Raw genomic sequence first — 13,521 nt, forward strand, 5'->3', positions numbered from 1 at the left:
TTTCACTACTTCTATACAATAATAGCACGCAAACATTAGAACTGAAAGGGATTAATCCTAATATGCGTAGTTTTCTGCAAAGTACTTGGAAATCCATTGAAAATTGCAGAAAACGACGTCAGTCAAGTACTCCGCGTACATTCTCATTTTTGGAACGACAAAATCAATTCCGCCATCTTTTCAGGTGTCTTCGGTTCTGTCGACTTTTCAATATTCGACAACAATCGAGCTTTTTCCTTCACAAGTTCATCAAATTGGTCTATAACGGACTGCACTTCGAATTGTTCTTCTTCTATTTGCAATGCCAGCCCTTTAGAAGCGAAATACTCCGCATTCAATATTTGATCGCCACGGCTTTTTGACGCTGCAAGCGGAACAAGCAACATCGGTTTATGGATCGCCAATAATTCGAATATTGCATTTGAACCCGCACGCGAGACTGCATAATCAGCAGCTGCAAGCAGATCAGGCAATGCATCGGTCACATATTCATACTGCACGTACCCCGCCACTGAAAGTCCTTCCACCACATTCCCTTTACCACATAAATGAATGATCTGATATTTCTCAAGTAACGCGGGTAATTCCTTGCGCACCGCTTCATTCAACACGGCGGAGCCTTGACTGCCTCCCATAATAATGAATACCGGTTTTTCGGAATTCAGTCCCGTCTTGCGCAAGCCTTCTTGCCGACTGCCCATAAATAGCTCGGGACGAATGATCGGACCCGTACACATCGATTTCGCTGCAGGCACGTACTGCAAGGTCTGTTCGAAGACCGTAAATATTTGCGAAGCAAACGGCAATGCCAACTTATTCGCAAGACCTGGCGTGACGTCCGACTCATGTACGACGACCGGCACGTTCGCAAGCTTAGCTGCCATTACGACGGGCACTGAAACGAACCCACCTTTAGAGAAAATAATTTCCGGTTTCACTTTGCGAAGTATAGAGAGCGCCTGTAGTGTCCCGGCACCCACACGGAATGGATCCGTAAAATTCTTCAGCGAGAAATAGCGCCGTAACTTTCCACTTTGAATCGCATGATATACCACTTCAGGGTGGCCATCCGCGATCAGTTCCTTTTCGATTCCTTCGTGCGAGCCAATATAATGCACACTATACCCTTTACCCAAAAAAACGGGAATTAACGCCTGATTGACGGATACGTGTCCTGCTGTACCGCCACCTGTTAATACGACTACCGGTTGCTTCATTCATTCCATCCTTCCTTATGCGTTGTCTACTATATTTCATGCTACAATAGTCAAAGTGAAAAAAATTAGTAGAGGAAATCAAAACTATGACTACTGCAACAAAACCTTTGCAACAAAAAACATCTATTTTCATTAAGATTATGATTCCCATTGTCATCACGCAAGTCGCACTTTATTTGATGTCGTTCTTCGATATCCTCATGACGGGACGCTATGATACGTTTCACTTAGCGGGCGTGACCATCGGCAGTTCCTTCTGGATACCGGTCTATACCGGCCTTTCTGGAATTCTGATGGGCCTTACCCCTATTATCGCACAGCAAATCGGTGCGAAGAATAAAAAGGATGTCCGTCCTACTGTCCAGCAAGCATTATACGTATCTCTCGCTCTTTCGGCAATCATTTTCATATTAATCCATTGGGTCGTGTTACCCGCCATTACTAGAATGCCGCTAGATTTGCCGGTTATTGAAGTAGCATCCGCCTACTTGACCGGTATGAGCATCGGATTAGTTCCACTCATGGCCTATACCGTATTACGCTCATTCTTTGACGCACTTGGCGCAACCCGTGTCTCCATGTTCATCATTCTGTTATCCGCACCGATCAATATTGTATTGAACTATCTATTGATTTTCGGTAATTTCGGTTTTCCCGAACTGGGTGGTGCAGGTGCAGGATATGCATCCGGCTTTACGTACTGGCTCGTATTCCTCATCGCGGTGCTCATCGCCTGGTCATCTCGCCACTTTAAGGAATATACGCTGTTTAGTAGTTGGCAAAGAATCTCTTTGCGCAAATGGAAAGAAATTTTACTTATCGGTGTGCCGATCGGTCTATCCATTTTTGTCGAGACAAGTATCTTCTCCGTTGTGACATTATTGATGAGCAGCTATACCGCACAAGTCATCTCGGCTCACCAGATTGCGCTTAATTTCACGTCTCTCCTGTATATGGTGCCGTTGAGCGTCTCAATGGGTACAACGATATTAGTCGGGCAGTCGATTGGTGCGAAAAAAGCTAAAGATGCACGGGAATATACATATCTCGGCATAGCGTTCGCGGTTGCATTTAGTTTCTTATCCATATTCATTTTACTGATGTTTCGTGAGTCGATTGCTTCTATGTATACGACGGACACAGCAATTATTACACTGGCCGTGCATTTCTTCCTCTACGCTGCACTATTCCAGTTATCGGATGCTGTGCAAGCGCCGATCCAAGGTGCATTGCGTGGTTATAAAGACGTAACGATGACGTTCCTAGTCGGCGTCGTGTCGTTCTGGCTCATTGGGTTGCCTACTGGATTCGCACTTACACGCTATAGCGAGCTCGGCGCGTATGGCTACTGGGTTGGCCTCATTGTCGGTTTGGCAGTGGGTGCAGTGATTCTTTCGTTTAGATTACGTTATATACAGAATAAGTATCGTGAAGTTGAATCATGACTAAATAATAAGAGACCGATGGAGTTTTTATTCCATTGGTCTTTTTCGTTGTAGTATACATTGTCATTACGGAGAACGAGTGAGAACCGTGCGAGTTTCGCTCATACATTCGTCCAGGCGCTCATGGTTCATGCGTATCCGATCTATCGTCACCGCCAACCGCTCTAACAGGATCCAAAAGCGCTCATACTTTACGTCAAGCGCTCTATACTACTCCGTAACCGCTCTATTCCCAAAGCTTCTCTAGTAATCTTGATCTATCTCTCGAACTCACACTACGAAAAAAACAAAGTCTCAAACTCTCTTCATTAAAAAAAGATCAATGGACATAACTCCATTGACCTTCAAATTTTTATTTCTGTATAAACTGCTGCGTCCAATAATGGCCATTCGCATCATACCCAATACCGATATGCGTGAACTCGGGCGTCAAGATATTCTGACGGTGCCCAGCTGAATTCATCCAAGCTGTTACGACATCTTGTGCGCTACGCTGACCCATTGCGATATTCTCGGCTGCCGAACGGTATGTAACGCCGTTTTGCTTCATTTGATCAAACGGTGAACCGTATGTCGGACTCGTATGAGAGAAATAGTTGTTTGTTGCCATATCCGCTGATTTCTGCTTTGCGGATTTCTGCAAGGCTGCATCGATCTGCAACGGCTTGAGTCCTGCCTTCGTACGTTCCGCATTCGTCAAATCGAGTACGGCTTGCTCTGTAGCGGACACATTCGCTGTTTGTTGCTGTGTCGGCTTGTCTGTTTGTGGCTTTTTCACTGGTTCGTTTGGTTGAGTTGGTTGTTGTAGTGTTGGTTGTGCTACCGGTTTGCTCGGTTGTTGTGGCTTCTGATAGTTACTCCAGTAATACGGGTACACCTGCTGATTTGCGACGGCACAATTATACGTCTGTGTTTGCACCTGATTTGTCGTGCTTGCCTCTGCTGCATGAGTAGGCAATAAAATAGCTGAGCTTAATAAGATGAGTGATAAAGGTTTTTTCATCTTGGTCCCTCCTTTTCTACGTGACCTAGCATAACGTAAAAGAATAGGAGAGATTCTGGTCATTCCTACCAATTTGTCCAATGAACTCTACAAAGCTATGGAACGAGAGTTTAAGAGTGATTTAATTGGCAACCTTATCCAATGGAGAACACTATTAACAATAGATCGCTATTGACAACTAGTTTTTGGGCTTGTACTCGATGTCAGTAAGTTGCTCCCCGATGATTACCAACTTGGACGGGATTTGCATATATTCCGGTATCCAGTTGACCATGCCGTATGCATATTGGAATAAATGGGAGTACCGCGAACCTTCTAGTTGGATATAGCCTTTCATGCGGTAGACGCTATCCGGTAATGTCCGCACCCAGTCTTCAAAATGTTCTTGGTTGATCGGTGTATCAAACGACAAAACTTTTGATGCAAGTGGCAAACCACCCCCTGTAGAAACCGGCTGTTTCGGTACCGCCACATTGACCATCTTCTCGACATAGCTGAAATCGACTTTCGCATTCACTGTCTGGACAAGCGGTGCGTAGCTATTAAATTGTGTCACTTGCATCGTCACGAAGGCCAATTGAGTATCTGTCAGCAAATCCGTTTTATTGAGTACCATGAAGTGTGCATGGCGGACTTGTTCGAGGAATAAAGACTGAATCCGCGGCGACAGCTTGTCACGGTCGATCCAGCGCTTCGCATCGACTACAGTAACGATTCCCTTGACGTCTAGCTTCTCCGCGAACAACGGTGAGTAGACAGCGTCTAACGCTTCTACGGGGTGAGCCGCACCCGTTGTTTCAATGAACAACACGTCAATTTCCGGATAATCCGCTAGCAAGCCTTGTAATTGGGCTTCCGTAGATTCCGCACCCGTACAACATATACAGCCATTTAGTAATTCTTTTAACGGAACTTCTCCCGCCTCCTCAACGATTTGACTGTCGATATTCAGTTCGCCAAATTCATTCATCAATACAGCGGGTTGTCTACCAGATTCCTTTACTTGGTCAACCAAATTTACGAGTAACGATGTCTTGCCGCTTCCGAGAAAGCCGCTGAGTAAATATACATCTATCATTTAACTATCATCCTTTTCCATAGAGAACACGCGCCCAACGATTGCTGGACGCGTGGATCTTTGATTATGAATTGATTTCTTTTAACACGACTTCTTTCGCTTTCAGTAATTGCGGGTCATCTTCTTTCATCTTGTCCCGTAATTTCTGCATTAAGCCAACCGTTGTATCACCAGTCAAGATGCCTGTCTGCTCCAGCGATAGATCTTTCTGCAACGTTTTAACAGCTTTTGCTGTATCCTCGTCATAGAGACCATCTGTTTCTCCTGGATCATAGCCTACTGCTTCTAACATCTCTTCCGCAGCTTGTACAGAAGGAGAAACGAGACCTACGTCCATCTTTTCAGATGAATCGAGGAAAGGCAGTGATGCATAGGAAGGGTATGGTACTACAATATCGGGTTCAATCCCTTTTTTATGGATCCAATTGCCGTCCGGTGTTAACCATTTCGCTGTCGTCAATTTCAAGTTGGAGCCGTCCGGTAATTGAGTAGGTGTTTGAACCGTCCCTTTACCGAATGTCTTGACACCGACAATCGGAATGCCTGCAGATTCTTTTAACGCACCCGCTAAGATCTCAGACGCGGACGCACTGCCTTCATCTACAATCAATGCGACTGGAACCGTTACTTTTTGTCCGTTAGACGAAGGATACGCTTCCGGTGCCTTGCCTTTTTCTTCAGTTTGGAATAACACCTTGCCGTTCGGGACGAACAAGTCGGAAATATCGATTGCCCCGCTTAAGATGCCACCTGGATTTTGACGCACGTCAATCAATACGCCTTCCATCCCTTTATCGGTCATTTCATTTAGCGCTTCGAGTAATTCTTCGTACGTATGTTCCGAGAACGATGTGATGTTAATATGTGCGATGTTGTCGTCGAGCATTTCTGCATAGACTGTATTGATCGGAATCACGTCACGAACGATCTTCACGTCAAACGGATCAGAGTTCTTACCACGTCGTACAGATAATGTGACCGTCGATCCTTTTTCTCCACGGATCAGCAATACCGCTTCTGATGAAGACAAACCTTGTATGCTTTCCCCGTCTACCGACAGTACGGTATCATTCGGTAACAAGCCAGCTTTTTCAGCAGGAGAGTTTTTGATCGGTGAAACAATACTAATATAGCCGTTTGACTCTTGAATTTCTGCACCAATTCCTTCAAAACTTGAAGATATGCTTTCATTCAATTGCTTGGCTTCTTTTTCATTTAGATAATCAGAGTACGGATCGCCTAATGAATCAACCATTCCGTTGATCGCGCCGTCAATGACGACTTGATCGTCTACGTCGTCAAAGTAACTTTCTTTCAGTTGATCATATGCCTCATACAGTTTCTTGAACTCTTTTCGTTCCATACCTACTTGATTCGGTTTGACGACTTCTACTACTTTTTCGTCTCCGACTGTCAGTGCAACGACGGTAACGGCGGCTGTCGCCAGCACAAGGAAAAAAATGAGCATGATCAGAGAAAACGGTTTGAGCCGAATATAGCGAGTAGGTTTCGGCGCTTCCGTTTCGGATTCCCCGTTCTCATGCGAATCGTTTTCGTTCATTGTCTTCCCTACCTTCCATATCCCTGCAAAAGACCGCTGCCAAGAGCGGTCTTTTGTAGGTTTCTATCTATTCTATTATTCAGCAATTGCTGCGTCTAGCGCGACTTCGATCATTTCATTAAATGTCGTTTGACGCTCTTCAGGAGTAGTAATTTCTCCTGTTAGGATGTGGTCACTTACTGTCAGAACAGCGAGTGCTTGTCGGCCATAACGAGCAGCTAGCGTATAGAGTGCTGCTGCTTCCATTTCCACGGCCAATACACCATGACGCGCTAATTTTTCATGCTGTGCGTCTTCATTATAGAAGAAGTCTTCTGTGTAGACGTTACCGACTTGTAAATGCAAGCCTTTTTCTTTTCCCGCATTGTACGCTTTCGTCAATAAATCAAAGTTCGCAATCGGTGCAAAGCGAATTGGACCGAATGTTACGTCGTTTAATGAGGAGTTGGTCGTTGCACCTTGTGCCAGGATGACGTCACGCACTTTCACGTCTTTTTGAATCGCGCCACATGTTCCAACACGGATCAATTTCTGAACGCCAAATTCTTGCATTAACTCTGTTACATAGATAGAAATAGACGGCACACCCATGCCTGTACCTTGTACGGAAATACGTTTGCCTTTGTATGTTCCTGTAAAGCCAAACATGTTCCGCACTTCGTTGTACTGTACGACGTCTTCTAAAAATGTTTCCGCGATATATTTTGCGCGCAATGGATCTCCTGGGAGTAGAACCGTTTCTGCGATATCGCCTGGTTTTGCATCAATATGTATACTCATCTTTTTTCAGCCTCATTTCACTAATTTGTTTTTATCATACAGTGAATAATGGCGAGATGCAATGAAACCCTCGCCATTTACCTGCTGCAAAGTTCTTGATAGATAGCGTATATTTCATCAAACGTAGTAGAACGTAAATGATCATCCGCCATATCCTCTACGTAACGAGACAATGAATCGAAATCCTCTTCATCTTTCGGGAAACCGGCGTCGCGAAACATCCTATCTGCAAACAACGCCTTTTCATCGTCTTGATCACCGCCACGGTAACGTAGCGCGAAATGGTAAAAGGATCGATCCATCGTCGTCACCTTCCTTCATTCAAATAACCCCTTGTATTCTTCATAGCCTTCCTTTTCTAGATCACGCACCGGAACGAAACGTAATGCAGCGGAGTTGATGCAATAACGCAAGCCGCCTTGCTCTGCTGGTCCGTCTGGGAAGACATGTCCTAAGTGAGAATCCGCTGTCTTACTGCGTACTTCTGTGCGGCGCATGCCGTGAGTTGTATCAAAATGCTCAGTAACTTCCACAGCTTCGATTGGCTTCGTAAAGCTTGGCCATCCACAACCTGCATCGTATTTATCATTTGAACTAAATAACGGCTTGCCTGACACGATGTCTACATAGATTCCGTCTTCATAGTGTGCGTCATATTCATTACGAAATGGTGGTTCTGTACCATTTTCTTGCGTCACATGATACTGCATCTCTGTCAATTCAGTACGTAAGTCTTTTTTCATGAACGATCCCCCCAATTCTTTTCGATAAATCCTGCGCGTCCTGATCCGACAGTGTAACGCGCATAATGGTCTGGGTTCTTCTCGTAATACCGCTGGTGATATTCTTCAGCGGGATAGAACACGTCCGCTGGGAAAATATCCGTCACGATGGGCGCGCTAAACTTGCCGCTATCTTGCAAAGCTTGCTTCGAACGTTCTGCCGCTTGTCGTTGCTCGTCCGAGTGTGTGTAGATGGCTGACTTATACGATTCGCCACGGTCATGGAACTGACCCCCTGCATCAGTAGGGTCTATCACTTGCCAGAAAATATTCAATAATTCTTCGTAACGAATGACACGATCGTCGAATTCAATCTCTACAGCTTCCCGGTGACCGGTTGTATTGGTACAAACTTCTTTGTAAGTTGGATTGACAGTATGTCCGCCAGTATAGCCACTCGTAACCGAATGTACTCCATCGTACTGGTCGAATGGCTTTACCATACACCAGAAGCACCCGCCTGCGAAAGTTGCGTATTGTATTGCCATAGTCGTTGCCCCCTTAGTTTTTTGGTATCAATACTTCCAATATAATCTCATCTTGCGCTAAATTCACTTCTTTTGCCTTCACTTGGACGTCACCCGAGAGTGGCAAGTCCTTTAAATCAATGAATATTTCTTCTTCTTTCGGTCGCACGACCATCCAGGATGGAAGCTCCACGGAACTCTTCAGTAATTTCAGTACTGTAGAAGGAGGTATATTCAACTGTCCTAATTCCATAGACGATTGTTTAAGAATTAAGTTTCCATCTTTTCGTACGACTGGGTCAAAATGCATCGCGAGCGGTAAGGTATGTGAGAATACCGTGAGTTCGGACGTCAACAATACATCGTCGCGCATTTTTATTTCTACTGGTAACGTACCTTTTACGGCTTTTCGGATGTACGTATTCGCAATTCCTTCAAAATTCACTTTAGTTGTTTTCAGTGCCATCGTATAGCCTTCCTCTTTGACCGCTTGATCTTTCGGAAGAGGCGGTGAAGCGGTGGCACCACTGATAAGGATCATGAGTCCCACAAGCACCGCCACCACGATTCCCGCCAGGCTGAAAAATGCTACTTTCCAAATATTCATTCTGTACTTCACTCCACTTCCAGGTCAACCGCTGAACAGCCTTTAATTTCACTTACAAAACGCTCTTCCATTAAATCATACCCCTTACTGTTCGGATGGAAGAAGTCTGTGTGATAAACCAGGTTTTCATTCGAATCAAATAAATCTTTTACCGGAACAAAGCAGGCCATACCATCTTGTTCCACTTGTTCTTCAATCGAGCGGTTCCAGTCTGCGATAATGTCTTCAAACTCCTGTACTTCGTCTGTTACGACGGAGAACGGATTGTAGAGGCCTGCGACGATGATCGGGGCATCCGGGTTATAGAGGCGCAAAATTTCGAACAATTCTTCAATTCGCGTTTCGAATTTACCAAGCGCCTTATAGAAATCAGACATTTTCATTTGCATGAGATTCCCTCTGACTACTTTCATGATGTCATTGCCACCGATCGTGAAGACGATATAATCTGCCTGAATGACCGCTTCTTGCACGTCTTCATCTTGCAATTGCTTTAAAAACTGGTCGCTACGCCGCCCGCGTTTCGCTAAATTCACGGCGTCCACTTCCATAATGCCTTTCCATTGTTCCATGTCCGACGTCAAACGGCCGAAATATCCGCCTTCTTTCCGTTCATCTCCGACTCCTTGTGTTAATGAATCACCTAGCCCTAATACGTTTACGCGTTTAGGGATGAATGTTTCCGGCACAATGAACGGTTCGAACGCAACGGTTTCACGTTCCGCAAGCGTCGTCTCTTTTTTGCTGAATGGGACCTGGCATCCTGCTAAGAACAAGGAGAAGACGAGACTTAGCACTAGCATTCTTCTCATAATGTCATATCCTTTGTAGTTAATATCACTCCGTGTAATACATGAATCCGATCGCGCCTTCTCCGGTATGGGTACTGACGATTGGTGTCGTAAATGACAGCATCACGTGAATGCCCATCTCTTCAATCTTATTTTTTAGTGGTTCCGCCATCGCAAGGCCGTTTGCATGCGCAATCCCGACACTACGAATTATTTTCCCTGCTGTTTCTTTCTTAAACTCATCAAACAAATAAGAGACTACTTGTTTATGGCTACGTACCTTCGCGACTGGCGTATACACCCCATCCTTCAGTGATGCGATAGGCTTGATATTCATGAGAGAGCCGAACATCGCTTTCCCTTTACCGATACGTCCGCCTTTCACCATATTATCAAGTACATCCACGACGACATATAAAGAGGAACGTTTACGTACACTATCAAGTTCCTCCACAATCTCTGCTACCGTCTTGCCTTCTTCGGCGAGTCGGCATGCCTCGATCACTTGGAATGAGAGTGCGTGTGATATATACATGGAATCGATGACGGTAACATCTGCACTTGACGCATGAGCTGCCGTCTCCGCGGATTTCACTGTCCCACTCATACCACCCGTCATATGGATGGAGATAATTTGTGATCCATCCGCTCCCAGTTCGTCATAAAGGTTCTGAAATACGCCGACTGCCGGCTGTGAGCTTTTCGGCAATTCTTTTGCGTCGCGCATTAAGTCGAGAAATTCTTCCGGTTGGATTTCTACTCCGTCAATATACGACTTCTCGTTGATGGTCAGCGTTAAAGGTACGACATGGATATTGTGTTGAGCAATCAGTTCATCCGTTAGTGCTGCAGTGGAATCCGTGACGATATGAATTTTTTTCATGATTTCTATCTCCTTCGGGTGTAGCTATTGCGATTTTTTCGTTGTATTTGGTATAGTGTGTTGCGGGAGGTGCGATAACAATGGAAGAGTCATTCGATTACAAGAATATGCAGGAAGAACGTTGGAACGCGATCACACATGCCATCGGGTTCTTACTCTGCATCCCTGCACTAGTCTTGCTGATCTTAAAAGGTGTGAAACAAGGCACCGGAATTGCCATAGTGAGCTTCACGATATTTGGCGTGTCTATGTTGTTACTATTCCTCGCGAGTACGCTACTACATAGTATGCCAGTCAAATTGAAATCGTTTTTCGCGATTCTCGATCATTCCGCCATCTATGTATTGATTGCCGGAACATATACGCCGTTTTTGCTTATTACATTACAAGGAACACTCGGCTGGACATTATTCGGCATCATCTGGGGATTGGCCTTGTTCGGCATCTTATTCAAGATCTTTTATATTCACCGCTTCGCTAAACTATCCCTTGCCCTCTATCTCATGATGGGGTGGCTGATCGTGTTAGCGATTAAACCACTATATAACGCGCTGCCGCCACAGGGCATATGGTTGCTCGTAATCGGTGGATTGTTCTATACAGCAGGTGCGTACTTCTTCATGGCACGCCGTGTACCGTATAATCACGCAATTTGGCACCTATTCGTTATGGCAGGCAGCGCATCGATGTTCTTTAGCGTTCTTCTCTATGTATAGAGAGGAACGTTATTTTTTATCCCAAATTTGGTACGTATAAGCGGTGCCGTCTTCCGCATAATGCGGTTCGGACTTGCTTGTCATTACGTAATCTTCTTCGTATGCCGGGAAGAACGTGTCACCTGGGTAATTTTTCTCGATGACCGTAACATACAATCTGTCAGCACCATCTTCCATCGACATCTTGAAAATCTCGGCACCCCCAATGACCATCACTTCGTCAGCATAGTCTCTTGCAAGCTTCACGGCGCTGTCCATATCGTGAACGACCGTTACCCCGTCCACTTTGTAATCTGTATTTCGCGTGACGACGATATTCAATCTACCTTTTAACGGACGGCCTATGGATTCGAACGTTTTGCGTCCCATAACCATCGCCTTGCCCATCGTTTTTTCTTTAAAATATTGTAGTTCTTCCGGAATATACCATGGCATCTCATTGTCCTTACCGATGACTCGGCCTAGATCATGTGCCACTACTAATGAAATCATACAGTTTCCTCCTTATACTGCGATCGGTGCTTTAATTCTCGGATGCGGATCGTAACCTTCAATGGAAATATCCTCTACCGTCAAATCAAAGATCGAACGACCTGCGTAATTCACATGTACTGTCGGTAATTCTTTCGGCTCTCTCGCCAATTGCTCATGTACTTGATCGATATGGTTCTGATACAAGTGTGCATCTCCTAATGTATGGACGAATTCGCCTACTTCTAAACCACATTCATGTGCAATTAAATGAATGAGCAATGCATAGGACGCGATATTGAACGGTACGCCTAGGAAGACGTCCGCACTCCGTTGGTAGAGCTGGCATGATAACTTGCCATCCGCTACGTAAAACTGAAACAGTAAGTGGCATGGGGGTAAAGCCATGTCGTCCACTTCTGCCGGGTTCCACGCTGTGACGATGTGGCGACGCGAGTCAGGATTATGTTTAATGCTGTCGATCACTTGTGCCAGCTGGTCGATGACACCGTTCTCGCTGTCCCACGCTCGCCATTGCTTGCCATAGACGGGACCTAGATCACCGTGTTGCTTGGCAAATTCTTCATCAGCCAAGATTTTCTCTTTAAATGTAGCGAGTTCGGCTTTGTAGACGACCGCGAATTCTTCATCTTGTAGTACACGGCGACCAAAGTCCGTCATGTCCGGTCCTGTATATGCCGCACTTTTTACATACCGTTCAAATGCCCATTCATCCCAAATTCCATTACGTTCCTGTATCAACGTTCGAATATTGGTATCTCCTTTAATAAACCACAGTAATTCTGAGACAATCAAACGAAACGCCGTCTTTTTTGTCGTTAACAAAGGAAATCCTTGCGCCAAATCAAAACGCATCTGATAACCGAAGACACTGTATGTCCCCGTACCCGTACGATCTCCCTTTTTCGTTCCTGTATCTAGAATATGTTGACATAGATCTAAATATTGCTTCATGCTTCAAGCTCCCTCATCTGAAATTATTTTCATTATAACATTAAGACAACAAAACATACCATGAAAGGGCTGAGTAAACAGCCATTTCCATTGTGTACTTAAGTGGATGGTAAAGTATTCATTTTCAATCGACTCTCCTTCCAAAATTCACCACGTTTATAAACTGCATCACTTACCTACACTGCCAGTACACTACATGGTGAGTGTATGAGGTCACTGAGATATTTCAGTGGCCTTTTTTCATTCACTCATTTGAAAACCGAACATAAAATATATAGGAATGCTGTTTATTGTGAGAGGAGTGAGTTCATTGTTAAGCACTAGTCACGAGTACAGTAGTGCCAATATACAAACGATTAACAATTTATTAATAGCTATTAACGGAGAGTATCATGCTATATATTGCTATGAAATTTTAGCTAATCAAGCGCCAACTCAAGAGATTAAAGATAAAATACTAGAAATTAGAAATGACGAAATTAGGCATTATCAAACCTTTTGGTCTCTCTATTTCCAATTGACCGGTAAGGAACCCGCACTTAACATCACAGAAGGCTGTGGGAAAGATTATATGAGTGGCGTAAAATCAGCTTTTATGGATGAGCAAACGACAGTTGACTTTTATCATACTGCTACACGTGAAACGCAAATCCCGATTGTTAGGTCTTCTTTTACTCAAGCATCAGCAGATGAACAAAACCATGCCGTTTGGTTCTTATATTTTTTAAATCATAGCTAGTGTTGA

The 13,521-nt window shown here is 44.6% G+C and carries 16 protein-coding genes; 3 read left to right on the plus strand and 13 right to left on the minus strand.

Translation table 11 applies throughout. The features are described from left to right. Window positions 1–143: 143 nt before the first annotated feature. Window positions 144–1,217, minus strand: a complete 1,074-nt coding sequence (locus CSV60_RS05850) for an undecaprenyldiphospho-muramoylpentapeptide beta-N-acetylglucosaminyltransferase (protein WP_099632339.1) — start codon at window positions 1,215–1,217, stop codon at window positions 144–146. An 86-nt stretch (window positions 1,218–1,303) separates the two neighbouring features. On the opposite strand from CSV60_RS05850, the gene CSV60_RS05855 reads away from it, so the two are divergent. Then, the gene (locus CSV60_RS05855; protein WP_099636293.1) at window positions 1,304–2,662 is read left to right on the plus strand and encodes an MATE family efflux transporter; all 1,359 of its coding nucleotides are present in this window, start codon (window positions 1,304–1,306) and stop codon (window positions 2,660–2,662) included. A gap of 352 nt (window positions 2,663–3,014) precedes the next feature. On the opposite strand, the gene CSV60_RS05860 is transcribed toward CSV60_RS05855, so the two are convergent. From CSV60_RS05860 to CSV60_RS05905, 10 genes are all read right to left on the minus strand, one after another. Next, a complete protein-coding gene (locus CSV60_RS05860; protein WP_099636294.1) occupies window positions 3,015–3,665 on the minus strand; it encodes a CAP domain-containing protein in 651 nt (216 codons plus the stop codon). 178 nt (window positions 3,666–3,843) lie between these two features. Further along, on the minus strand, window positions 3,844–4,743 hold the full coding sequence (locus CSV60_RS05865) for a CobW family GTP-binding protein (RefSeq protein ID WP_099636295.1): 900 nt from the start codon (window positions 4,741–4,743) through the stop codon (window positions 3,844–3,846). Between the two features lie 64 nt (window positions 4,744–4,807). Further along, entirely contained in the window at window positions 4,808–6,304 is a 1,497-nt protein-coding gene (locus CSV60_RS05870; protein ID WP_099636296.1) for a lmo1851 family serine protease, read from the minus strand. 75 nt (window positions 6,305–6,379) lie between these two features. Beyond that, window positions 6,380–7,084: a purine-nucleoside phosphorylase gene (deoD, locus tag CSV60_RS05875; protein WP_099629990.1), complete on the minus strand. Its 705-nt coding sequence runs from the start codon at window positions 7,082–7,084 to the stop codon at window positions 6,380–6,382. 77 nt (window positions 7,085–7,161) lie between these two features. Next, window positions 7,162–7,386: a YozE family protein gene (locus CSV60_RS05880; RefSeq protein WP_099636297.1), complete on the minus strand. Its 225-nt coding sequence runs from the start codon at window positions 7,384–7,386 to the stop codon at window positions 7,162–7,164. 15 nt (window positions 7,387–7,401) lie between these two features. Then, on the minus strand, window positions 7,402–7,827 hold the full coding sequence (msrB, locus tag CSV60_RS05885; RefSeq protein WP_099629988.1) for a peptide-methionine (R)-S-oxide reductase MsrB: 426 nt from the start codon (window positions 7,825–7,827) through the stop codon (window positions 7,402–7,404). Then, entirely contained in the window at window positions 7,824–8,354 is a 531-nt protein-coding gene (gene msrA, locus CSV60_RS05890; RefSeq protein ID WP_099636298.1) for a peptide-methionine (S)-S-oxide reductase MsrA, read from the minus strand. Before msrA ends, msrB begins: the two co-directional genes overlap by 4 nt. A 13-nt stretch (window positions 8,355–8,367) precedes the next feature. Further along, on the minus strand, window positions 8,368–8,940 hold the full coding sequence (locus CSV60_RS05895) for a YpmS family protein (RefSeq protein ID WP_099629986.1): 573 nt from the start codon (window positions 8,938–8,940) through the stop codon (window positions 8,368–8,370). Between the two features lie 8 nt (window positions 8,941–8,948). Further along, window positions 8,949–9,752 carry a GDSL-type esterase/lipase family protein gene (locus CSV60_RS05900; RefSeq protein WP_099629985.1) on the minus strand — a complete coding sequence of 268 codons (804 nt, stop codon included), beginning with the start codon at window positions 9,750–9,752 and terminating at the stop codon, window positions 8,949–8,951. Between the two features lie 25 nt (window positions 9,753–9,777). Further along, complete coding sequence (locus CSV60_RS05905) at window positions 9,778–10,614, minus strand: DegV family protein (protein WP_099636299.1); 837 nt, start codon at window positions 10,612–10,614, stop codon at window positions 9,778–9,780. An 80-nt stretch (window positions 10,615–10,694) separates the two neighbouring features. On the opposite strand from CSV60_RS05905, the gene trhA reads away from it, so the two are divergent. Continuing rightward, complete coding sequence (gene trhA, locus CSV60_RS05910; protein ID WP_099636300.1) at window positions 10,695–11,330, plus strand: PAQR family membrane homeostasis protein TrhA; 636 nt, start codon at window positions 10,695–10,697, stop codon at window positions 11,328–11,330. Window positions 11,331–11,339: 9 nt separating this feature from the next. Here the strand turns inward: trhA and CSV60_RS05915 are convergent, their stop codons facing one another. Together CSV60_RS05915 and CSV60_RS05920 are read right to left on the minus strand one after the other, a co-directional pair. Next, window positions 11,340–11,822, minus strand: coding sequence for a dihydrofolate reductase (locus tag CSV60_RS05915; RefSeq protein ID WP_099636301.1), 483 nt, complete (start codon window positions 11,820–11,822; stop codon window positions 11,340–11,342). Window positions 11,823–11,834: 12 nt separating this feature from the next. Beyond that, the gene (locus tag CSV60_RS05920) at window positions 11,835–12,776 is read right to left on the minus strand and encodes a thymidylate synthase (RefSeq protein ID WP_099636302.1); all 942 of its coding nucleotides are present in this window, start codon (window positions 12,774–12,776) and stop codon (window positions 11,835–11,837) included. A 310-nt stretch (window positions 12,777–13,086) separates the two neighbouring features. On the opposite strand from CSV60_RS05920, the gene CSV60_RS05925 reads away from it, so the two are divergent. Further along, on the plus strand, window positions 13,087–13,515 hold the full coding sequence (locus tag CSV60_RS05925; RefSeq protein ID WP_233189548.1) for a ferritin-like domain-containing protein: 429 nt from the start codon (window positions 13,087–13,089) through the stop codon (window positions 13,513–13,515). Window positions 13,516–13,521: the final 6 nt, after the last annotated feature.

This window comes from Sporosarcina sp. P7 (assembly GCF_002743425.1).
GTDB lineage: Bacteria > Bacillota > Bacilli > Bacillales_A > Planococcaceae > Sporosarcina.

Bases quoted from the DNA above. Each gene is read 5' to 3' on its own strand.
- CSV60_RS05850 (WP_099632339.1), bottom strand. From the start codon at position 1,217: ATGAAGCAACCGGTAGTCGTATTAACAGGTGGCGGTACAGCAGGACAC.
- CSV60_RS05855 (WP_099636293.1), top strand. From the start codon at position 1,304: ATGACTACTGCAACAAAACCTTTGCAACAAAAAACATCTATTTTCATT.
- CSV60_RS05860 (WP_099636294.1), bottom strand. From the start codon at position 3,665: ATGAAAAAACCTTTATCACTCATCTTATTAAGCTCAGCTATTTTATTG.
- CSV60_RS05865 (WP_099636295.1), bottom strand. From the start codon at position 4,743: ATGATAGATGTATATTTACTCAGCGGCTTTCTCGGAAGCGGCAAGACA.
- CSV60_RS05870 (WP_099636296.1), bottom strand. From the start codon at position 6,304: ATGAACGAAAACGATTCGCATGAGAACGGGGAATCCGAAACGGAAGCG.
- deoD (WP_099629990.1), bottom strand. From the start codon at position 7,084: ATGAGTATACATATTGATGCAAAACCAGGCGATATCGCAGAAACGGTT.
- CSV60_RS05880 (WP_099636297.1), bottom strand. From the start codon at position 7,386: ATGGATCGATCCTTTTACCATTTCGCGCTACGTTACCGTGGCGGTGAT.
- msrB (WP_099629988.1), bottom strand. From the start codon at position 7,827: ATGAAAAAAGACTTACGTACTGAATTGACAGAGATGCAGTATCATGTG.
- msrA (WP_099636298.1), bottom strand. From the start codon at position 8,354: ATGGCAATACAATACGCAACTTTCGCAGGCGGGTGCTTCTGGTGTATG.
- CSV60_RS05895 (WP_099629986.1), bottom strand. From the start codon at position 8,940: ATGAATATTTGGAAAGTAGCATTTTTCAGCCTGGCGGGAATCGTGGTG.
- CSV60_RS05900 (WP_099629985.1), bottom strand. From the start codon at position 9,752: ATGAGAAGAATGCTAGTGCTAAGTCTCGTCTTCTCCTTGTTCTTAGCA.
- CSV60_RS05905 (WP_099636299.1), bottom strand. From the start codon at position 10,614: ATGAAAAAAATTCATATCGTCACGGATTCCACTGCAGCACTAACGGAT.
- trhA (WP_099636300.1), top strand. From the start codon at position 10,695: ATGGAAGAGTCATTCGATTACAAGAATATGCAGGAAGAACGTTGGAAC.
- CSV60_RS05915 (WP_099636301.1), bottom strand. From the start codon at position 11,822: ATGATTTCATTAGTAGTGGCACATGATCTAGGCCGAGTCATCGGTAAG.
- CSV60_RS05920 (WP_099636302.1), bottom strand. From the start codon at position 12,776: ATGAAGCAATATTTAGATCTATGTCAACATATTCTAGATACAGGAACG.